This window comes from Alteribacter populi (genome assembly GCF_002352765.1).
GTDB classification, from domain to species: Bacteria; Bacillota; Bacilli; order Bacillales; family Salisediminibacteriaceae; genus Alteribacter; species Alteribacter populi.
In genome coordinates this window covers 3906113-3927851 of record NZ_KZ293963.1, presented here as the reverse complement: position 1 = coordinate 3927851, position 21739 = coordinate 3906113, and the positions used below count along the sequence as shown (strand labels likewise).

Below are 21739 nucleotides of genomic sequence, written 5' to 3'. Positions count from 1 at the left end.
TGTACATATATCTTTGAGACGATTCTGCATAAAAAGCAAAGCGATAATATCCTCGAGCCCGCAATCGTTGCCGTTTTCCCATCCAAAAGTTTGCAAAAATCGATTTTCTAAAACGACAAACAGGCAAGGAGCATTCACTCCTTGCCTACATCATCTAATGATTAATTATTGTATGCATGAGGTGGTGGTCCTGGCTCTCCCGCATGTGGTGGTGGCCCAGGTTCACCGGCGTGTGGCGGACGGTTTCCGTTTGAGTCGTCATCTTCCTCTTCAACTTGAGGGTGGAATTGGAAGAGCCCTGTCGTATCATTCACCGCATCTACAAAAGAGATAAAGGGTGTTTGCTCTGCCAAATCTTCCCCACGAAGGTCACTTTCAAATACGACATTCGCCTCGGTTTCAAATGGTACAATGGACCAATTGTTGGATACTTCAACGTTCACTGCCCCTTCATAATCACGGATGTAGTCGATGATTACTTCACGGTTTTCATCTGTTGAAGCAAGTACAGTTTCCACGTCATCAAGGTGGTTTCCACCTCCGCCTGCGCGGTAGTTATTTGTAGCAACGAGAAAATCATGGTCCTCTGTTACTTCTTCTCCTTCATAAGTGAGGTCAACTACACGCTCACCAACAGGTTGCGTGACATCCATTTTATACTCGACTCCTTCGATTGTATCGAAGTTGTAGCTTGCAAAGTCAGTGTTGACTAAGTATTGATCTTCAGAAGAATCTGGATCAATTTGCAAGAAATTCGCTGAAGAGTGCTCTAACCATTTGTCAAGCTCAGTACCGTTTACTTTAACAACATGTAGAGTATTTGGATAAACATAGATGTCATTTACATCACGAATCGCAATTTCTCCTGCTTCCACATTCGTGTAATCTCCGCCGCGCCCAGCTCGGAAAGGAGCAGCTGCTGACAGCATTGGCATGTCTTCATATTCTGTACCAGAGAAATTTTGTTCCATATAATCCAATTGCGCATCGTTTACTAATTGTACGACTTCATTATCCATTACTCGAGAGAAGTACGTATTCAAATCGTTCTCGACTTCCCCTACAGGACTGTTTACATACTCGATGGTCTCTTCGTGTGTTTCTTGGACGAGCTCTACCATATTAGGGTGCGGCTCATAATTAGCAGTTTCTCTAGCTTCACTATCAAACGAAGCTACTTCCCATGCTTCCCCTGTGTGACGGAGATCTAGTTCAATGACACCAAGGTGGTTTCCCCATGCACCAGGCATAACTGTTGGAACACCGTTTACAGTGCCATTTTCTACATCAACACTGTCAATACCAGCAAAATCGTCGGTCCCAGGGAACAAGTTATGCTGGTGACCGAGAATCATCGCGTCAACTCCATCAACTTGGGACAGTTGATAAGCAGCGTTTTCACTGGCATCTTCAGCTGGGTTAATCCCAGAGTGAGCAACCGCAACGACAAGGTCAGCTCCTTCTTCTTTCATTTGCGGAATGTATTTTTCAGCTGATTCAACAATTTCTTCAACGTAAATGTTTCCTTCAAGGTGTACCCGGTCCCATGTCATGATTTGTGGAGGAACAAAACCAATCACACCAACATTTAACGTTTGTCCATCGATTTCTTTTTCAATCATTGAGTACGGGTCGTAGCGTAGCTCATCCGTTCCTTCGTTATAAACATTTGCGCTCAACCAAGGAAAGTCAGCTTTTGCAATCGTTTCATCTAAATAATCAAGTCCAAAGTTGAACTCATGATTACCTAGTGTCGCTGTATCGTACTCCATTAAATTCATAGCATCCATAATCGCATGTGGCTCATCTGCTTCTACAGGATCAACTAGAGCTAACATGTCTCCAAAAATACTCCCTTGAATGGTATCCCCATTATCTAATAAGAGCGTGTGTTCATTTTCACTGCGAATCTCTTCAACTAACGTATGTACTTTTGCCAAACCAAACGTGTTATCCTCTTCATTATTCATATAATCATAAGGCATCATATGAGCATGAATATCTGTCGTTCCCATTATGACGAGCTTCTCGGTGTCTTCTTCAGTTTCTGCATCATCAGCTTGTACCATCGGTGTTGCTACCGCGAACAAGAAGACTGTCATCAGACAACCTATTACCCAATTGCCTTTTAGCATTCCTTCCATTAATCTCACTCCTTTTTTGTAATCGCTTTCATCATAGCAACCTTGTAAATTGTCGTAAAGGTCTGACAACTCAAACAGAACTATAGTTATTATTTTTTGTCAAAAATACGAGAATTAATGGGCATATTTTCCTTATAACACTTCTATTAACCAAATAAGAGAAGCACCATAATTAGGTCTTTTTACTTATGATGATGATTTTTGAGCGTTTTCAAACTAACCTACCGCCTCTGTTTTTTTCACTCTATACGAACAATTACCAACAATATTTCACTAACATTTTCATTGTAAATTTGTTAGAGTATTAAGGTAGCGGAGTTCGTAACCATCCTCCGCTCTATAAATCAAAACTAGGAGTGAAGACTTTTGAATAAAGCGATCGTTGTATTTAGCGGAGGGCAAGATAGTACAACTTGTCTTCTTTGGGCATTGAAAAAGTTCGATGAAGTCGTTGCAGTATCGTTCGATTACGGACAGCGGCATCAACGTGAACTTGACTACGCAAAAGAAATTGCTAATCAATTAAATGTCGCTCATCATGTGATGGATTTGAGCATGCTTGGCCAAATAACTGCCAATGCTCTCACGCGGGACGATATTGAGATTGAAGAAGGGGAAAACTACCCGACAACGTTTGTGGATGGCCGAAATCATCTGTTCTTATTAATGGCAGGGATTTTTGGAAAACAAATCGACGCCAAACATATTATCACCGGCGTTTGTGAAACAGACTTTTCCGGGTATCCGGACTGCCGGGATACGTTTGTAAAGTCGATGAATGTCACCTTAAACCTGTCCATGGACGAAAACTTTGTGATTCATACGCCACTTATGTTTCTCACGAAAGCAGAAACGTGGAAAATGGCTGATGAACTTGGCGGACTCGACTTTGTCCGTTACAATACACTCACTTGCTATGAAGGCATTGTCGGCGATGGTTGCGGCGAGTGCCCTGCTTGTAAGCTCCGAGCGCGAGGATTGGACGAATACCTCGCCGAAAAGGGGGATGCAAGCGATGAATAAGCAAGACAAATTAATTCTGCTTGCCGGGGTCTTTTTTACTGCTTTATTTGTTTCCAATGTTATTTCAGTTAAGCTTTTTACACTTGGGTCAGCAGTGTTAACAGCTGGTCTTCTAACCTATCCGTTAACCTTTTTAATTACTGACTCTATTTCTGAAGTATACGGAAAGCAGACAGCGAAACGAGTCGTCATTATTGGACTTTTAACTAACCTACTCATGATTGCGTTTTTCTACATGGCCATTGCCTTACCACCGGCTGGCTTTTGGGAGATGCAGCAGGAATTTGAAATGATCCTAGGGGCTGTTCCACGAATTGTGGCCGCATCTCTTCTTGCTTATTTTGTGAGCCAATTATTTGATGTACACTTTTTCCATAAATTAAAGGAATGGACCGCGGGCAAGCATTTATGGCTCCGTAACAATGGAAGCACGTTTGCCAGTCAACTGCTCGATTCTACGATTTTCGTTGTTGTGGCCTTTTACGGAACGATGCCGACTTCTGCTTTACTTGCAATGATTGGTGTTCAATATTTTGTAAAAATAGCCATTGCCGCTGCTGACACCCCGTTCATTTATTTAATGGTTAAATGGTTAAAGAAAAACGATAGCTCTGCAAAAATAAAGGAGGAAGAAAACTATGCATCATGAACGTGACAAGGAAGTTCACCAGTTAGGAAGTACGCATACTGAATACAGTCAGAACTATGACCCATCGGTATTGGAGGCTTTTGAAAATCAACATCCTTACCGTAATTATTTTGTAAAATTTAATTGTCCCGAATTTACGAGTCTCTGTCCGAAAACAGGACAACCAGACTTTGCGACCATCTATATTAGCTACATTCCAGATAAAAGAATGGTCGAAAGTAAATCTTTGAAGCTATATTTGTTTAGCTTTCGTAATCACGGAGATTTCCACGAAGATTGTATGAATAAAATTCTAAATGACCTGGTTGAGCTTATGGACCCTCGTTACATTGAAGTATGGGGGAAGTTCACTCCACGTGGTGGCATTTCCATCGATCCGTACGTAAATTACGGAAAGCCTGAAACAAAATGGGAAAGGTTTGCCGAACAACGTCTCGTACAACACGACCTATATCCGGAAACGATTGATAATCGCTAATATAAATATGCCCCACTGAAGCTTTGCGTGATATGCTCCCCTTTAGGTAGACAGATTAAAAAATAAAAATCTGGCTGCTTATGGGGGAGTATTTATTATGTCCAAAAGATCTTACTCTGCAGAGGAGAAATACGAGATATTAAAGGAATTAGATGAGCATTGTTCAACATATGAACTTGAGTCAAAATATAACGTGCACCATTCAACGATTTTGGACTGGAAACACAAGTTTGATAAGTATGGTTTGGAAGGTCTAAAAGAGTCTTCTACTTGGAAAAAGTATTCTAAGGAATTGAAGCTAGCTGCCATTAGAGATTGTCTGTCTGGGAAGTATTCCATACGTGAGGTTGCTAGATTGTATGAAATATCGGATGCTTCGGTCCTCAGAGGTTGAGTAAAGAAGTATAATAGTCATAGAGATTTAAAGGATACGTCACAAGAAAGGACGAGCTCTATGACTAAGGGAAGAAAAACGACTTGGGAAGAACGCATACAAATTGTAATTGATTGCTTGGGGAACGGAAAAGACTATCAAGAAGCAGCTAATACTTATAATGTTTCTTATCAACAAGTCTATCAATGGGTTAAGAAGTACGAAGATGGCGGAGATGAAGCGCTAAAAGATAAACGTGGTCATAAGAAAGAAGAAGCTAAGCTAACTCCAGAAGAGAAAATCAACCTTCAAATGAAAAGGTTAGAAAGAGAAAATGAACGGTTACGTGCGGAGAATTTGTTCTTAAAAAAGTTAGAGGAGATCGAAAGGAGGCGAAAATAAGCCAAATCCGATTTGAGGATAAGTATATCGCTATTCAGGAGCTTCATGAAAAAGAGAATTTAAGCATTAGTTTACTTTGTGAAATTGCTGATATTGCACGATCTGCATACTATAAGTGGATAAATCGTACTCCTACATCCAGAGAAATACTGAATAAGGAAATCATCAAAGAGATGAAAACACTCCATGAAAAAGTTGATGGCATATTTGGTTATCGTCAAATGACCCTTCACATGAATAGAAAGTTCGAGGAGAAGCTTAATCATAAAAGAATCTATCGGTTGATGAAAGTGGCTGGATTACGCTCTGTCATTCGTGTCAAGAAGAAGCAAATAAACGCTCTACACCTCAACATGTGGCAGACAATATATTAAATCGTGAATTTACAGCCGAAAAACCAAATGAAAAATGGGTAACGGACGTTACAGAATTTAAGTATGGCCAATCAAAAAAGGCCTATTTAAGTGCGATTCGTGATCTTTATGACGGATCCATTATAAGTTATGTTCTAGGACACTCCAATAATAATCAACTCGTATTCAAGACACTTGATCAAGCCACAGTACTATTGAATGGAGAACATCCTCTTATCCATAGTGATCGTGGATTTCAATACACCTCTAAAGGGTTCAAACGTAAGATAGATGCGACAGAGATGACACAAAGCATGTCACGAGTTGGTCGGTGTATTGATAATGGACCAATGGAGTCTTTTTTTGGGACATTGAAATGTGAGAAGTATTATTTACATAAATATAAGACATTTGAGGAACTTACTACTGCGATAGATGAGTACATCCATTTTTATCATCATGAAAGATACCAAAAAAGATTAAACGGCCTTAGCCCTAAGGAATATAGAGCTAAAGCCGCTTAAATCATTTTTATTATTTCCACTGTCTACTTGACAGGGGGCAGTTCAGCGCTTCAACGGGGCTTTTTAGTATAATCTAAGGAGAACCGCATGTTATTAAGTCTCAATGGTGTTCTTTTATCTTAAGAAATCAATATCCCAAAAAATCGACATAAAAATAACCCAGCAAAAAGCCAGGTTACCTAATCCTATAATCACTTAATCATGGTTTAACCTCTCAAGTGCCCTCATCGCCTTCTTATAGAAGCCCACTGACTTTCGATAGTGCTGCTTCCGTTCGTACACTTCAGCGAGGAAACGCCCATATTTATAAATATACTCATCTCGAAAATTTTCATCAAAAAATGGCACAATCTCATCTTTTAAAACTTTTTCTAACTCATCGCTGTCACTTTGAGAAGCAATGTGCTTATAAAACATAAAATGATAGTAATATTGCATTATTAAAAAATTTCCAGATTTTTTTTCGTTTTCCTTCAAGGTTTCAAAACCATGTTCAATCCAGCTTGTCAGTTCACTATATAGCCCCAACTTATAAAACTCTTCCAGAATCGAATGGACACAAATGAGACGCTTTGTTCCTTGACGCAAACGGTAGCTCATCTGAAACAAATGGATCGCCTCCAACGACCTGTCCATGGCAGCATAAAGCTCCCCCTTCGCTTGCATCACTTTTGACTCGAGATGCACCTGCTGGATGTTTTTTGCTAATTTCATAGCCAGGTCATATTGCTTTTCGGCCTCCGAATACTTCTTCAATCCCTTATAGCAAAGACCTAACAATAACCGACAGTCACCACTTCGATGATAATCGTAGTGACTATCATAAACTTTTACAGCTTCATTTACATAAAACATACTCAAATTAATATCATTCACTCGATACGCGGTTAAACCCAACATATAATACAAATCAACGACATCTTTATGAGGTAGATGAAGAGTCATCCGTATCTCATCTGCTTGCCGAAGGTACTTGAGTGATTGTTGAAAATCCTGATTAAAATACACGTATACACTTTTCATTTTTAAGAAGTGGAATCTAAGCTCCGACTCTTCTATTTCCTTTACGAAAACTTCATTCTTCTCAATTAGAACTTCCGCACTCGCAAATTCATTCTTCAAGAAATTCAAGCGAGCAAGTACGATTTCATAAAACACAAGAAGATGAGGATTTTGTGAATACTGGAGTTGGTCATGAAGTTGAAAGCTTAAATTATCTGCTTTCTGTACTTCCCTGTCGATCACCAACTCATTAAACTGATGGATGAGAGATTTGAGCTGATTTTCATCATGAACAGATTTACCCGTTTCATGAATCTCCAACCGGCTCATTAATTGTTCCATTAAATCCTGACTCACATCAATTTGATCATTTTCAATCTTACTATAATAAGAAACAGAACATATCCCCTTACATACTTCATCCTGCTTCTTCCGCTGTTTCAAACGATGATATTTCAGTATCTTCCCGTTCATCCGTTCATCTCCCAACACGCCCTTGGTAAAAAAGTCAGCGATAGGTCTCAACCACACTTTTCCACATTCGCTAGACTTAGATAAGAAACCCTCACTCGTCTATTAGAGTTTTTTATCCATTATTGAACACCTACTTTTATCTTAAAGTATTATGACTCAATAATAAATTGATAACTTACAAGTTCACTTGCGAAAATTTCCATCAACACGGTCATTCAGACCCAATGATTTCCCTCTATTTTCCTAATTCAAGAAAATAATCTCTAAAAACCCCGATAATTGAGCTAAAAAGGAAGCGGATAGGAAATGGTCACCGGATCTAATTGTCGAGTTTTGTCGGTATAATCACTAGAAAACAGACGCCAATCCTAATGACGATTGTTTTCCAACCGCTGATTTTTCTTTTCAAAATAACTCTCAAGTCGGAATTCACAAATTTGGAGAGTCCATTCATAAATATGCCTTTCACTTTCAGCTGATAATTGAAAGTTTAATGAAAAGACATCGTCCTCAAATGAAAGTAACCCTTTACTTGATCCACTCCACTTTGTCATAGGCATCGATCGGATTAATTTAGCAGCCTTATTGACTGTTAAAGAACGCGTCGTTTTATCATTAAAATCGACTCTCTTTCGATATTCTTTCGCCATAAAATAATCGATGAAAAATGGAGCAACTTCGTCTGGCTTGACTGGTTTCAACCATTCCTGTTGCCCTCTTTCCAATATAAAAAATAAAACAACCATTTTATAGCTCTTACTCATGCTCGTTCTCTCGACTTCCTCCAACCAGTCTGTCCCTTCAGAGAAAGCCGCTTTCTCCAAATCAGTAAGTTCGTCTGCCCAGTTAAGAAAGCCAGGATAAGAACCAAACTCTTGTTTAATAGCTTTACTGTCCTCGTTCGCTTGTCTGTGAAACTCTAAATAGGTTGGTCTTCTGCCCAATTCTTCTTTTAACCCTTCGTAAGCAACCACAATCTTTTGTTTACGAGGCTGTTGTTTACGTTTTAATTCTTTAAATAAATCGATGACTGTGGTATCCAATTCGAGATAGCAATTTGCCGGTATTTCCGGTAACACCTTTGCTTTACTCGTTTTAGTTTCCTTCTCTCGCTCCACATTAAATAGTTGGAGCTTAATATCTGCATTTCGATAGTTTCCTATCAGATCAATGATTACACAATGTTTCTTTCCATCAAATAAACGGAGCCCTCTTCCCACTTGTTGCGTAAATACAGTAAGTGATTCCGTAGGGCGAACAAAAAGAAGTGTATCAATCGAAGGAATATCTGTACCTTCATTGAATAAATTAACTGTAAAAATAACCTCTAATTCCTCGTTACTAATCCTTTTTATCGCTTCAGGCCGTGTCATCTCTCTTGACTGAGCAGTAAGACTTACAGACCGGACTCCTTTTGAACGGAAATAACGATTTAAAAATTCTGCCTGTTTGACAGAAGAGCAAAAAGCTAGTGTTCTGGATTGTTTATGTTTTTTCCATGACTTAAATATATGTTCTGCCATACTTTCTTTTAATTGAGCAGCTAAAAGCTCCTCCTCATCATATCTTGTCCCTAACCATGTTATTTGAGAATAGTCTGTGTCTTCGTAAACTCCGTAGTAATGAAAAGGACTTAGCCACTTTTTTTGAATAGCATCGATAAAATGTAATTGATAGGCAACATTTCCATCACACAAATTAAAAACATCTTTTCCATCCATACGGTCGGGTGTAGCGGTTAAACCTAATAGAAATTTCGGTTGAAAATACTCTAATAGAGATTGATAAGAATTTGCTGCTGCATGATGAAATTCATCGACAATGACAAGATCAAAGTCTTGTCGGTCAAGTTTGTGCAGTTCCTTATCACGAGCAAGCGTAAATATTGAGGCAAAAACATGTTCACAATCTCTATCTTTGAATTGACCATTGACGATTCCTTTAGTTTTGTCTGGCATAATATGATCGAACGATTTCTTTGCTTGATAAAGGATTTCTTCCCGATGTGCGACAAAGAGTACTCGCTTATATTTTTGTGCAAAAAAACCTGCTAAGTAGGTTTTACCAAGCCCAGTAGCCATAACGACCATCGCTTTTGAGTAATCCTCTTCCACTGTCCGCTCTAGCGATTCTAATGCTTCTAATTGTGCATGTCGCGGAGAAATTTCTTTTTTGTTTACATAAGACTCTCTTTCTTCCTGCACAACACTCTCGTGATCGACTGCTTGTTCATTAAACATAAGGGGAATTTCTTGTTCTTTTAACCATTCTTTAAAATGGTCAGGTAAGGATTGGTGCGCTTCTTCATAATCCTTTTCGTAAGTCGAAATCGTTTCGCTATTTACTGGTACCGTTTGTTCGTGAAGATAAATATTCATGAATTTTTCTAGAGCAAGATCAAAGCTTTCCTCTGCGGCTGAACGTTCTACAGATACATTCCACTCTATTCCATTCGTTAGCGCTGACCCGGATAAATTAGAAGAACCTACATAAAGTACTCCTTCTTCCTGCTCAAAGTTCATTAAATAAGCCTTTGGGTGAAAAGATCTTCCTTTTCCTTTCCACAAGCGAATCGTGATGTCCGGATGAATGGAATGAAGCATCTTGAGCGCCTCGGGTTGTGTCACATACATATAGTCACCAGTGCAGATTTTGATTTCAGCTCCTCGTTCGGCTGCTCTTTTTAAAGCAGGAGCAAGGAGACTCACCCCTGATTTCATCGAAAACGATACAAGCATGTAAACCGCTGTTGCCTTCTCAATATCATCCGTAATATCATCGATTAATTGCTCTGTTATAAGCTTTACCTTACTCATCTTCAACCTCTTTTAAAAATAACCATTTATTGAATGCTCCTCGGTTTTTTGCTTTTCGAACGCGCACCTTTTCCAGTTCTTCTGGTGTTGCTCCATGAATTCCAGCAAGGCTATGTAAAAGTTCCATAATATCCGCTAATTCTTCAATAGAATCTCTATCAGATTCGGCGTTGAAATACTCTTCTACCTCTTCTTTTAATTTTTCTTTTGCTTGCTGAGCAAAATCTGCCTCATTTAAAGTCATAAAGTTTGCTTTTTTTCCAGTACTTTCAATCACCTCTGGAATACGATCACGAACAAGTTTATTGTAAACAGGCATAAGTCATCCCTCCAAATATCATCTTCCTTTATAATAACGTCCTAAATTTACCTTCTTCGACAATTATAGAGATATTCCTTTTCTATTATTAGTTATTTAGCCCTTCTATTTTTCAATTTTCTACCTTCTATTCCACCATTCACTGATGCTTGCATAATCGTAGAAAACCTAGCAACGCTCTAATAGCAAAAAGCTTTAATAAAGGCTCTTTTCTAAAAGATTGTTGCTATTTGTTTTTAGAGCGTAGGCAAGTGCATGCTTGCCCTGTCACGCATAGCGTGACAGCTTTTTCAAGTCAATTGATAGTGGAGGACAAATTCATTTGTCCGTAACATCATTTAACTTGAAAAAGCGCTCAAAAAGCAACAAACTTTCCGAAAACAGCCTTAATGAAAGAGTCTTTCATCCCTGACTCTCCCCCATTATGGAGTATCCCATGCTAATTGTTACTATTTGTTGCTGCGGTGCTTGCTGTAATTGAAGCCATCATTGCCGCCATTTCAGCTTGTTGCAAAATGGCCATGGTTGTAACCATATGTCCTTCTATCGGTGACTCTGCAAGATCTGTTCCCGCTATAAACTGAGTCGCAATTTGCGTGGAAAGATCTTTGTGCCAACGGAAGGATTTAAGAGAAAGGATGTGATCCCGTGTTTCTTGGACGGTGACAAGATCCTCACGCACAGCTTTTCTCACGGCGAGTACACCGATTTCACTGTAATATGCGGGCTTAACTCTCCCCATGATGCGTTCCCAATCTTCATAAAGGTGATTGACCTTTTGAATCATTTCATTATCATGCGACTCTTCATCAAGAGACAAAATGTGAGTTAGCCCTTGCAAGTCGTTTCCTCGCTTCCAATTCCCCTGTCTTAATGCATCATATTTCAGCGATACTTCATCGACGATCTTGTCAATATCAGCTTCTCGTGATAGTGCAAGTAGAACGATGAGTGGATAATCATACGTGTTGGTAAGTAGGTATTGCTGTTTTTTCAAGCCGCGAAAAAGAGTGATTGCTCGCTCACACTGTTCATCGATAAATGGCTGGTCAGCTTCCGGATGTTGAAGCGTAAAAGAGAGTGCTCCGAGATACGTTCCATTATGACGCTGAAAGCCTGCTGATACGAGTTGATCGTATATTTTCATCATCGTTTTGAAGGCTCGTTTCGGATCTTCCGTTTGTAAATCTAAGTTCGCTGCGACAGAGAAACGAAGGTTAGATCGTAAATAAGACCAGGCTGACGATTCTTTTTTAATCCAATCGGCAAACTTTTTAAAGGCTTTGCCATCTAATTTACGTTCCTGATTTGCATACATTGCCGCAATTAATAGACGTGTTTTCGTATCTAAAAATGTCCACGCCGTTGCTCTTTTCAGTGAATGCTCATTAAATGACAATTGTTCGATCTTTTTAGTAGGGGACCATGCTGTCAATACTGCTCATTCCTCTCTTTTGTGATTCGTTATGATTGGTTACGATTGAGCTTTTGGTTAAGTTTCAACCTTTATCGTGGAACCGAAAAGCAATACATCAAGAAAAACGTGAATGATGACGTTCATTCACGTTCAAAAAATGGGTGCCAGAACAAGCCCCTATCTATATCCCTTTATCAAATCCCAAGCATTGAAAAAAGCAGGCTTGCTGCTATCGCTAATACGAATACAGCGACAAACACTTCTAGATAGTAAGACTTGCCTTCTTTTTTTACCTTAGACTTCTGATGCCACCAGCCGACAACGAGCCCGATAAAACTACCAACCACGCTATAGCGAAGCAGAGAAATGACATAATCATAAACGGGAACATAAGTCGTAACCACTGAAGATCCATTGCTATATGTTTCTTTATAATCGACAAATAAGATCGCTAAGCCGAGTGTGAGTAAAAAACCATAGATGGCTGACTTTTGAAGGTTGCGTTCCATAAAATACGTTCTCCTTTTCAGGGGGAGTTTTAAAGAGCAAGCTCTCTTACATTTTTATGTTGCGTAACAAGACTTCCAATGACAAAACAGATAAACGACAGCAAGACTGGAAGAACGACGGAGTGCATCCCAAACGGATCGGTCCAAAATTGATGGATGAGTAGGTAAGAGGTAGCTCCAACGACCATGGAAGACAAAGCTCCGTATTTATTGGCACGTTTCCAATAGAGACCCATAATGACAGGCCAGATAAAAGCAGCCTCAAGACCTCCAAAAGCAAAAAGATTAAGCCAAATAAGAAGGTCAGGTGGGCTTAAAGCTAATCCGAAAACAAGGACGCCTAACACAGCTGTCACGCCAAAACTGATTTTTCTTACTCGTTCATTTGAAGCATCAGGTTTTACATAGTTTAAATAGACGTCTTTCACAACGGCCGAGCTAACAATAAGTAATAGTGAATCGACAGTGGACATGATAGCTGCCAAAGGTGCTGCTAACACAATTCCAGCAAGCCAAGCTGGAAGCACTTCCATCGCTATCATCGGCATCACTTGATCAGGAACATCGACACCAGGAAGAATTGGACGCGCGAACACACCGATTAAGTGCATTCCAAGCATAATAAAGCCAACCACAATTGTCCCGACAATAAGCGCTCGATGCATCGCCTGACTATTTCGATACGACATTGCACGAACAGTTACTTGAGGAAGGGCTACAACTCCGACACCGACGAGGATCCAAAACGAAGACACGTAAGCAGGCGTTAAACTGCCATCATGACCGAACGGCGTCACGAGGTTCGGATTCTCTGCCATCAAATCAGACATGATGTTGGTAATCCCCCCACCGGCTATGATCGTCCCGATTAGGATAATCAATGTTCCGACAAACATGACCACGCCTTGTACAGTGTCTGTCACCACTACAGCTCGGAATCCGCCGATAATCACATACAGAAGAACGGCGACCGCAAAAATAAACAATGCTGACGTATACGTTAAGCCGGTTAAAGATTCAATTAATCGAGCGCCGCCTACCCACTGAGCCGCCATTGCTGAAAATAGGAAAATAATAATGCTAAAAGCCGAAAATAGGACGACCCACTTACTGTTATATCGATGTTTTAAAAAGTCAACAAGAGTAATAGCTTTATACTTTCTCGCCATAATCGCAAACTTTTTACCAAGAACCATAAGGACAAAGTACCCTGTTGCTACTTGAGCCATCGCTAGGAGCACCCAGCCAAGTCCTTGAGTATAGGCAACTCCAGGCCCACCAACAAAGCTTGAGGCACTGCCGTATGTAGCAATCATCGTCATCGCTAAAATAAACCCGCCAAGCTCACGGCTTCCGAGAAAATATTCTTGCAAAAACCCGCTTCCTTTTCGATTCACATTCTTTGATGACCAGAATCCAATTGCAAAAATTAGGATAAGAAACCCGAAGAGGGCTGTGATTACCGGAGTATTCATCGATCCTCACCCTCCTCTTCTTCATCAAACGAAACATCCTTAAAGTAAAACTTCACAACGACCGTCACAAGGACGACCATTAACAAAAAGCCTACAACACAACTGTAAAAAAACCATGCAGGCATCCCAAAAATAAATGTGTATTCCTCTACAGGTTTTGAGCCCATACCATAAGCAAATCCATACCACCAAGCAAAATTTATTATGACGAGAATGACACCGATGATTGCTTCACGATTGGCAATTTTAAACCGGGGGTCATGGTCCGGGCATCCATATTTACCATTATATTTCAATGTAATCCTCCCTTTTTAACAGGAATCTATATTTTTTTATTATAACATTTACACAGTTTCAATCGTTTGGTACGATTCAACTTGTGCATTTTTTTCAGACATAAAAACGCCTGAAGTTGTAGACCTTATTATGTAAGGGCTTTTACGTACTCTAAAAATATTCAATAACTAAAGTATGAATGCAATGAGGATAGCCTACTTTTGGAGAGTTATGATCTGAGTTATTATACATAAGGAGTGAACGAAGTGGACATATTATGGGGTATTTTTGGTATTTTCGTTGTATTAGGGATTGCTTTTCTACTCTCAACAAATAGAAAAGCCATTAGTTTAAGAACTGTTTTAGGTGGTTTGGCGATTCAAATCACCTTTGCATTTATCGTATTAAAATGGGAAGCAGGAAAAGCCGCGTTAGAATGGTTAACGTATGGTGTTTCGCAGGTTATTGAGTATGCAAATGAGGGAATCGACTTTCTATTTGGCGGGATTTTTGAAGCAGAAAATGTCGGTATGGTCTTTGCGTTTGAAGTATTACCGGTTGTTATCTTCTTCTCTTCTCTTTTATCCGTCCTTTATTATGTCGGCTTAATGCAATGGGTTGTTAAAATATTAGGTGGCTTTTTAGCCAAAATATTAGGAACGAGTAAAACAGAATCATTATCCGCTGCTGCGAACATCTTTTTAGGGCAAACAGAAGCACCGCTCGTCGTCAAACCATACATCGCTAAAATGACAAATTCCGAGCTCTTTGCCATTATGACCGGGGGGTTAGCCTCGGTTGCCGGTTCTGTTCTTGTTGGTTATGCGATCCTTGGCGTTCCACTTGACTACCTTCTAGCTGCAAGCTTTATGGCTGCACCTGCAGCATTAATTTTAGCAAAAATAATGGTGCCTGAAACGAATCACGAGGAGCGAGCAGAAAACTTAGAAATGGAAAAAGACACGGATTCCGCTAACGTGATAGACGCTGCCGCACGAGGTGCCAGTGTTGGTTTACAGCTTGCACTAAATATCGGTGCGATGTTAATTGCCTTCATCGCGCTAATTGCCTTAGCCAACGGCATTCTTGGGGGTATTGGCAGCTTGTTTAATGTCGAAGGTCTTACGATAGAACAAATTTTAGGATACGCATTTGCCCCACTTGCAATAGCCATTGGCGTCCCTTTTGATGAAGCGATCTATGCTGGTGGTTTTATCGGTCAAAAGCTTGTTTTAAATGAATTTGTCGCTTACCTAGCTTTTGCACCAGAAATTGAAAACCTCTCACCTAAATCCGTAGCCATTATCACATTTGCGCTTTGCGGTTTTGCCAACTTATCTAGTTTAGGCATTTTGCTTGGCGGATTAGGAAAACTTGCACCTGAACGACGCAAAGACATCGCACGCATGGGTATTCGCGCGATTACTGCGGGTATGCTTGCATCACTTCTTAGTGCCTCGATTGCAGGAATGTTGATTTAAGAACGAAGCTTGAACGATGGGCAGGTGCTACCGCGGTAGCACCTGTCTTCATTTATTTCAGATTAGCATTTGTAGACGTTTCTCAACAATACTACGCCAACTATCGGCAAGCTGAGGAAGTTCTACTAATGCTTGTAATCCTTCAACATTGTCTTGATCTTGAAAGTTAAGTCTGTTCACCTGAGCAATCGTCGTTTCTGTTTGACGATCAGTGAGCAATAGGGGATCGTCAACTGTGACGGTTCCCTCCTTTAACACCCGTAAATAAAACCCTGAATAACCGGTCTCTTGAACATAAAGGGGAAGTTCTTTTACTTGATGACGCTTCGCTAACTTATAGCACGGATGACGTGGTTGACATACCTGTACTACAGCCTCCCCCCACTTGAAGGTATCTCCAATACAAACATTTGTCTCTAACAAATCCATCACTGTAATGTTTTCTCCAAATGCCCCGGGTTCCATAGATTTATTAAGTTTTTTGTGCCAATAATTATAATGCTCGTAGGAATAAACACACACCGCTTTATCTTCTCCACCATGGTTAATCAGGTCGGCTTGCTCGTCTCCAAGAAGCTTGACTTTAGACAAAAATAACGCTTCAGATACAGGTCTTTTTACAATGGCAGACAGTATTTCTTTTTCTCCGTCCCTTGAAATTGTCTTCGCTTTCCCGACATTTAAAGATCGTACTTTGCCTTTTATCATTCTGCGAAATCTCCTCCTTATTATAATTATTTTATACCTTCAGAGTTGAAACAACAATCACACATTTACCATCAAAGAAGCAAAGGAGCTGATGACTTGTGTGGTTTTTGTTGAAACCAACCATACTTCTATTAGGCTTTTTTACATTAGGAGCTTGTGGTTTAGAAAACGGGAATCATGAAAATTGAACCCGAAGATCAAACCGGTATTGAAGGTCGAATCGTTGAGATCTCAGATGAATCCTTCTTAGTAGTCGAAAATATTTCAAAAGAGGAAGCGGTTGAAATAAGCGGAGAAAACATTCTCAATGCCGATGTTGGCGGTGCTTACTGGTTTAGCGGGGTAGAACATACAAAGCAATATGAAGAAGGACAGCTCGTTCGTGTCAGCACTTCCACTATTATGGAAAGTTATCCTGCTCAAGCGGAAGCTGAATCCATTGAGGCTTTGGATGAGTAACAGATCAGAGAAACAGTGTAACGGCCGGCCTTTTATTTATCTTAAAATGATTATCCCCTTTGCTCAAAATTATGAAGGCATCAGACATGTTTACTATTTCACTTTTAATTATGGCTCTTTTCGTATGTATTGTTGCTTTTAATATGAATGATTTCTGAGCTAATGACATACTCATATATCTTAATAATGAAAGGAGCTGCCTAATCGGATCAGCTCCTTTCTCAAGTTAATGACCTTCTTTTGGAAATGCTCGATTGGCTAAAATCATGGTCGTGATGTCATCAGATGGAGGGTTGTGTAGTCCCGACCGAACATCACGATAATAGCGCTCAAATGGTTTCGATTTGAATAAACTTTGGCCTCCGACGATTCTCATCGCTAAGTCGACTACTTGAACTGCCGCATTGGTTGCCACCGTTTTAACCGCTGCTAGTTCTGCTCCCAAATGGCTTCTTTGTTCAGGATAACGGTCCCACAATTCAGCTATGTGATACATAAAATGTCTTGCTTTCATAAGCTCAATATCCATTTCCGCGGTCTTTCTTCTGACTTCTGGCACATCTTTTATAGGATGATTGAGGCTGCTAGGCTGATATGTCTTCGCAAATTCGATAGCATCATCTCTTGCTGCTTTTGCCACTCCCAAATAACAAGCAGGTATGTGGAGGAGCCAGCCTTGTGGTCCACTGCCATGTCCCGGGTGACGAGTGGCCACCCAAGCCTCTGCACTAACCTTTACACGGTCAAGAATGAGATCATCACTACGCGTCGCCCGCATTCCAAGAGTATCCCACGTCTCTTCAATACGAAGTCCTTTACTATTTCTCGGAATTAGAAACTCTCCAACTTCATCCGTCTCCTCTATCTTCACCGTAACGATAAAGTAATCTAAAATAGGTGCTAGTGAAGTAAACGTTTTCTTGCCGGAAATTTCATATTGGTTCTCTCCAACTCGTTTTGCTGTCGTTTCCGGCTTCCCTCCTCTTGCAGGACTTCCAGTAGCGGGCTCAGTCGCTGCACTATTTAGAAGTACGCCGTCTTTAACCACTTCCTCACAAATAAATTGAAACCTTTCCTCTTCCCATTTCTGTGTATCTTTCAGCTGCATAATAATTCCATTATGCCAGCCAAGACTTAAAGATGTAGCAGCATCTCCTTGGGCAATTTGTTCTTGAACTAAAAGGTAATCGTAAAGCGATACTTCATCTCCACCGAACCTTTTCGGTACGGTAAGGTGAAAGATCCCTTCAGCCTTCAGGTCAGCAAAATTTTCGAAAGGAAACTCTGCATTTTCGTCAAGCTTGTCGGCTCGTTTTCTAAATTTAGGAAGTAAGGCTTCAATGACTTCAGCTCGTTCTTTTTGCTCAGCATTTAACAAAAATGTATCTCGTTTTCCGCACATGTGACCACCTACTTAGAAATTTTAATATTTAAATCATATCGAAAAAGTCGGCTTTATTCCAATATCCTGCATTTTCTGCCAATATTTCTTCATATATATTATAGTGTTACAAAATAGTGGAAAAAGCATCATTCTTTTCCCGGGAAATGACATACTCTCTGACATTTTTCCATAATTTAATGTCTTTTCAACCCCTACAAATCTGGTAGAGTCAAAGAAGATATATAATAAATGTAAATTAAGATACTTGGAGGATTTCACATGTTTTCAAATACACAAATCGGGATCGACTTAGGAACCGCGAACATATTAGTATATACAAAAAACAAAGGGATCGTACTTAACGAACCATCTGTTGTTGCTATAGACTTGCAAACCAAAAATGTACTTGCTATCGGAAATGATGCAAAAAATATGGTCGGCAAAACTCCTGAGAATATTGTTGCGATTCGTCCATTGAAAGACGGCGTGATCGCTGACTATCAAGTAACAACGAGTATGCTCAAGGAAATCATGAAAAAAGTAAGCAAAAAACTCGGCTTTTCAGTTCGCAAGCCAAGTGTAGTTGTTTGTACTCCTTCTGGCTCTACTTCAGTAGAAAGACGAGCTATTCATGATGCTGTAAAGAACTGTGGTGCCAAGCATGTAGATTTAATTGAAGAACCTGTTGCCGCTGCAATTGGTGCAGACCTTCCTGTCGAAGAGCCAATCGCTAACGTCGTTGTGGATATTGGTGGTGGAACGACTGAAGTGGCAATTATTTCCTTCGGTGGTGTTGTGTCCTGTAATTCTATTCGCGTTGGTGGTGACCAGATGGATGAAGATATTGTTCACTATGTACGCAAAAACTACAATCTATTAATCGGTGATCGAACCGGTGAAGAAATTAAAATGACGATCGCTTATGCACTCCTTGACCATGAAGAGCTTTCGATGGATGTTCGCGGTCGCGACCTTGTTACAGGTCTTCCAAAAACAATTACACTCCATTCCAGAGAAATTCAAGGAGCCATTCGAGAGTCGTTATTATCAATCTTGGAAGCAATTCGTGCCACATTAGAAGACTGTCCTCCTGAACTCAGTGGTGACATTGTTGACCGTGGCGTCATCCTAACCGGGGGCGGTGCCCTTTTAAACGGGATCCAGGACTGGCTAAGTGATGAAATTGTTGTACCTGTTCACGTAGCTCCAAACCCTCTCGAATCAGTCGCAATAGGAACTGGACGTTCGTTAAACGTTATCCACAAACTGCAAAAAGCAGCAAGATAAACTGTTTTTAATCGTGACCTGAAAGTGAAGTTAACTCTTCATTTTCAGGTTGTTTTATTTGGCTGTTTTCGTAAAATTTATTGCTTCTTGAGCGTTTTTTCAAGTCAAATGATGTTACGGACAAATGAATTTGTCCTCCACTATCATTTGACTTGAAAAAGCTGTCACGCTATGCGTGACAGGGCAAGCATGCGCTTGCCTAACGCTCAAAAAACAAATAGCAACAATCTTTTAGAAAAGAGCCTTTTATTTTGATGGTGGTTAACCTTCACCCTGCTAATAGTAATTAGGCGATTTTGCAAAAAGTACAGAACATTCTTCATTTCTGTTTCTACTCAAAAGTAGAGCGACTCATCCGTTTTTACTATAAAAAAAATCCGTGGGATAAGCCCCACGGATTTTTAAGCATATTTCTTTTCTTCAACGTCTTTATTTACAAATGCATCATTTGGCCCTCCATCATTCATGCTAACCCCTGTAAATCCATAAATAATTGTGATGATTGGACAAAGCAAACAGAAAAATGCGAATGGCAAGAAGGAAAGGACCGGAACACCAAGAACACTTGCCATAAATACACCACTCACACCGTATGGAATAAGAGGGTTAATCACTGTTCCGCCAGATTCCAACGTTTTGGATAAATGCTTGCCTTTGAGCCCAAGCTTCTCGTAGTGCTTGCCATAGGCTTCACCTGTTAACACAACACTCATGTATTGCTCGCCAAGGCTGACGTTAATGCCGATCGCTGAAAGAACTGTTGACAAGACGGCTTTTCCTCTCGTATTAACGAGAGAACGGATTGCGCCAATGACATTTTCGATAATCGCCAAACGGGAAAGAACCCCTCCCATACTGAGGGCTAAGAGTAATAGCGATACTGCCCACATCATGCTTTGAATCCCACCGCGGTTCAATAGGCTATCCAATTCTTCGTTTCCCGTTGAAATTGTAAAGCCGTCTTGGATTGTTACCATCCAATCTGCTAGTGCAAGCTGCCCATCAAAAATTATTGCGATAATAAATCCTGCTACAATTCCTGCTAGCATCGTAGGAATTGCTGGTTTTTTTCGAATCGCTAGTATCCCCATCATAACAGCCGGGATCAGGGCTGCCCAGTGAACATGTGTCGTTTCATTTAACGTTATTAGCCATGCATTTACTTCCGTTGTTTCCGTCGTTTGCTGGGTACGGCCAATTAAGAAAAATAGAACCAAACTAATGAAAAAGGCTGGAATCGCCGTCCACATCATATGACGAATATGCTCAAATAAATCAACTTTACATACGGATGATGCCAAATTTGTCGTATCCGATAGCGGACTCATCTTATCGCCAAGTAACGCACCAGATACGACTGCTCCGGCTGTCATGGCAAGATCCATGCCTAACACACTGCCGAGCGTCATAAACGCAATCCCGATTGTAGATGCAGTGGTAAATGAACTCCCAACTGCCATACCGACAACCGCTGTTACGACAAATACACTTGGCAAAAAGTATTCTGTCGAAATCACTTGGAAACTGTAGAAAATCAATGTAGGAATCGTTCCTGATTGCATCCAAACAGCGATTAATATCCCGATAAGAATAAAAATAATAATTGGTATAATACCTGATTTAACGCCTCGAACCATCCCTTCCTCTACAAGGGACCAAGGTTGTTTTTTCCACATATTAAATATCACAAGGAAAATGATCGATAAGAAAATCGGGACATGAGGCTGTGCGTCCAAATAAATTAACGATACCCCAATTATTGCTAAAATCATCCCAACAACCGTCACAGCCTCCCAACGTCGAACATTCGATAACATCTCCACGTTCTCATCCGTCTCCTTAGTCATCTCAAAATCCTCCTTTTTTCCGAAATTGTCAGGGGCCTGTCCCCGTACAATTTGTTACGGGGACAGGCCCCTGAACTTTTGGTGAACACAAAAAACCTTCTCAGTCCTCGTTAGGGACGGAGAAGTTCCGCGTTACCACCCTATTTGACAAGACATTAGCTGACTACCTTTCTCACTTAGAGGAGGTTTGCCACGTCCTCTTCTCTTCTAATCAAAAACCTAAACTCTACTCTCAGCTCTTCTGTTCAGCACTGTCTTTGTCCACTCAATCAGGTCGATTACCGTATTGTTACTTTAAGCAGTGTAATTCATGTACGGCCTAGCCTGAGTTCTCAGCTT

The 21739-nt window shown here is 40.3% G+C and carries 17 protein-coding genes and 1 pseudogene; 7 read left to right on the top strand and 11 right to left on the bottom strand.

The features are described from left to right. Positions 1–161: 161 nt before the first annotated feature. On the bottom strand, positions 162–2144 hold the full coding sequence (locus tag CDZ94_RS18090) for a bifunctional 2',3'-cyclic-nucleotide 2'-phosphodiesterase/3'-nucleotidase (protein ID WP_096439524.1): 1983 nt from the start codon (positions 2142–2144) through the stop codon (positions 162–164). A gap of 366 nt (positions 2145–2510) precedes the next feature. Between CDZ94_RS18090 and queC the strand changes: the two genes are divergently transcribed. The 4 genes and pseudogenes from queC to CDZ94_RS18070 all read left to right on the top strand — a co-directional run bounded on the left by queC (position 2511) and on the right by CDZ94_RS18070 (position 5946). After that, the gene (gene queC, locus CDZ94_RS18085) at positions 2511–3167 is read left to right on the top strand and encodes a 7-cyano-7-deazaguanine synthase QueC (protein ID WP_096439521.1); all 657 of its coding nucleotides are present in this window, start codon (positions 2511–2513) and stop codon (positions 3165–3167) included. Then, a complete protein-coding gene (locus tag CDZ94_RS18080; protein ID WP_096439519.1) occupies positions 3160–3816 on the top strand; it encodes a queuosine precursor transporter in 657 nt (218 codons plus the stop codon). Before queC ends, CDZ94_RS18080 begins: the two co-directional genes overlap by 8 nt. Further along, positions 3806–4294, top strand: coding sequence for a preQ(1) synthase (gene queF / locus CDZ94_RS18075; protein WP_096439516.1), 489 nt, complete (start codon positions 3806–3808; stop codon positions 4292–4294). The genes CDZ94_RS18080 and queF overlap by 11 nt, the downstream gene beginning before the upstream one ends. A 97-nt stretch (positions 4295–4391) precedes the next feature. Beyond that, a pseudogene (locus tag CDZ94_RS18070) lies at positions 4392–5946 on the top strand (IS3 family transposase). Between the two features lie 195 nt (positions 5947–6141). Here the strand turns inward: CDZ94_RS18070 and CDZ94_RS18065 are convergent. From CDZ94_RS18065 to CDZ94_RS18035, 7 genes are all read right to left on the bottom strand, one after another. Further along, the gene (locus tag CDZ94_RS18065) at positions 6142–7422 is read right to left on the bottom strand and encodes a helix-turn-helix transcriptional regulator (protein WP_096439514.1); all 1281 of its coding nucleotides are present in this window, start codon (positions 7420–7422) and stop codon (positions 6142–6144) included. Positions 7423–7790: 368 nt separating this feature from the next. After that, entirely contained in the window at positions 7791–10238 is a 2448-nt protein-coding gene (locus CDZ94_RS18060) for a DEAD/DEAH box helicase family protein (RefSeq protein WP_096439512.1), read from the bottom strand. Next, positions 10231–10557 (bottom strand): nucleoside triphosphate pyrophosphohydrolase, encoded by a 327-nt coding sequence (locus CDZ94_RS18055; protein WP_096439510.1) that lies wholly within the window; start codon positions 10555–10557, stop codon positions 10231–10233. Before CDZ94_RS18055 ends, CDZ94_RS18060 begins: the two co-directional genes overlap by 8 nt. Positions 10558–10996: 439 nt before the next feature. After that, positions 10997–11992 carry a DUF4003 family protein gene (locus CDZ94_RS18050; protein ID WP_096439508.1) on the bottom strand — a complete coding sequence of 332 codons (996 nt, stop codon included), beginning with the start codon at positions 11990–11992 and terminating at the stop codon, positions 10997–10999. Positions 11993–12168: 176 nt separating this feature from the next. Further along, the gene (locus tag CDZ94_RS21590) at positions 12169–12483 is read right to left on the bottom strand and encodes a hypothetical protein (protein WP_198520873.1); all 315 of its coding nucleotides are present in this window, start codon (positions 12481–12483) and stop codon (positions 12169–12171) included. 29 nt (positions 12484–12512) lie between these two features. Then, positions 12513–13958 (bottom strand): sodium/pantothenate symporter, encoded by a 1446-nt coding sequence (gene panF, locus CDZ94_RS18040; RefSeq protein ID WP_096439506.1) that lies wholly within the window; start codon positions 13956–13958, stop codon positions 12513–12515. Beyond that, positions 13955–14254 carry a YhdT family protein gene (locus CDZ94_RS18035; protein WP_096439504.1) on the bottom strand — a complete coding sequence of 100 codons (300 nt, stop codon included), beginning with the start codon at positions 14252–14254 and terminating at the stop codon, positions 13955–13957. The genes panF and CDZ94_RS18035 overlap by 4 nt, the downstream gene beginning before the upstream one ends. A gap of 246 nt (positions 14255–14500) precedes the next feature. Here CDZ94_RS18035 and CDZ94_RS18030 point away from each other — a divergent pair, with 246 nt between their 5' ends. Continuing rightward, positions 14501–15715, top strand: a complete 1215-nt coding sequence (locus CDZ94_RS18030) for a NupC/NupG family nucleoside CNT transporter (RefSeq protein WP_096439502.1) — start codon at positions 14501–14503, stop codon at positions 15713–15715. Positions 15716–15772: 57 nt separating this feature from the next. Here the strand turns inward: CDZ94_RS18030 and CDZ94_RS18025 are convergent, their stop codons facing one another. Further along, positions 15773–16423 (bottom strand): MOSC domain-containing protein, encoded by a 651-nt coding sequence (locus CDZ94_RS18025; RefSeq protein WP_096439500.1) that lies wholly within the window; start codon positions 16421–16423, stop codon positions 15773–15775. Between the two features lie 177 nt (positions 16424–16600). Here CDZ94_RS18025 and CDZ94_RS18020 point away from each other — a divergent pair, with 177 nt between their 5' ends. Next, positions 16601–16882: a DUF3221 domain-containing protein gene (locus tag CDZ94_RS18020; RefSeq protein WP_096439498.1), complete on the top strand. Its 282-nt coding sequence runs from the start codon at positions 16601–16603 to the stop codon at positions 16880–16882. A 226-nt stretch (positions 16883–17108) separates the two neighbouring features. Here CDZ94_RS18020 and CDZ94_RS18015 read toward each other — a convergent pair whose 3' ends face one another. Beyond that, a complete protein-coding gene (locus CDZ94_RS18015; RefSeq protein WP_096439496.1) occupies positions 17109–18284 on the bottom strand; it encodes an acyl-CoA dehydrogenase family protein in 1176 nt (391 codons plus the stop codon). Positions 18285–18545: 261 nt separating this feature from the next. Between CDZ94_RS18015 and mreBH the strand changes: the two genes are divergently transcribed. Continuing rightward, positions 18546–19553, top strand: coding sequence for a rod-share determining protein MreBH (gene mreBH, locus CDZ94_RS18010; RefSeq protein WP_096439494.1), 1008 nt, complete (start codon positions 18546–18548; stop codon positions 19551–19553). Between the two features lie 401 nt (positions 19554–19954). On the opposite strand, the gene nhaC is transcribed toward mreBH, so the two are convergent. Further along, a complete protein-coding gene (gene nhaC, locus CDZ94_RS18005; protein WP_425352546.1) occupies positions 19955–21400 on the bottom strand; it encodes a Na+/H+ antiporter NhaC in 1446 nt (481 codons plus the stop codon). Positions 21401–21739 lie beyond the last annotated feature (339 nt).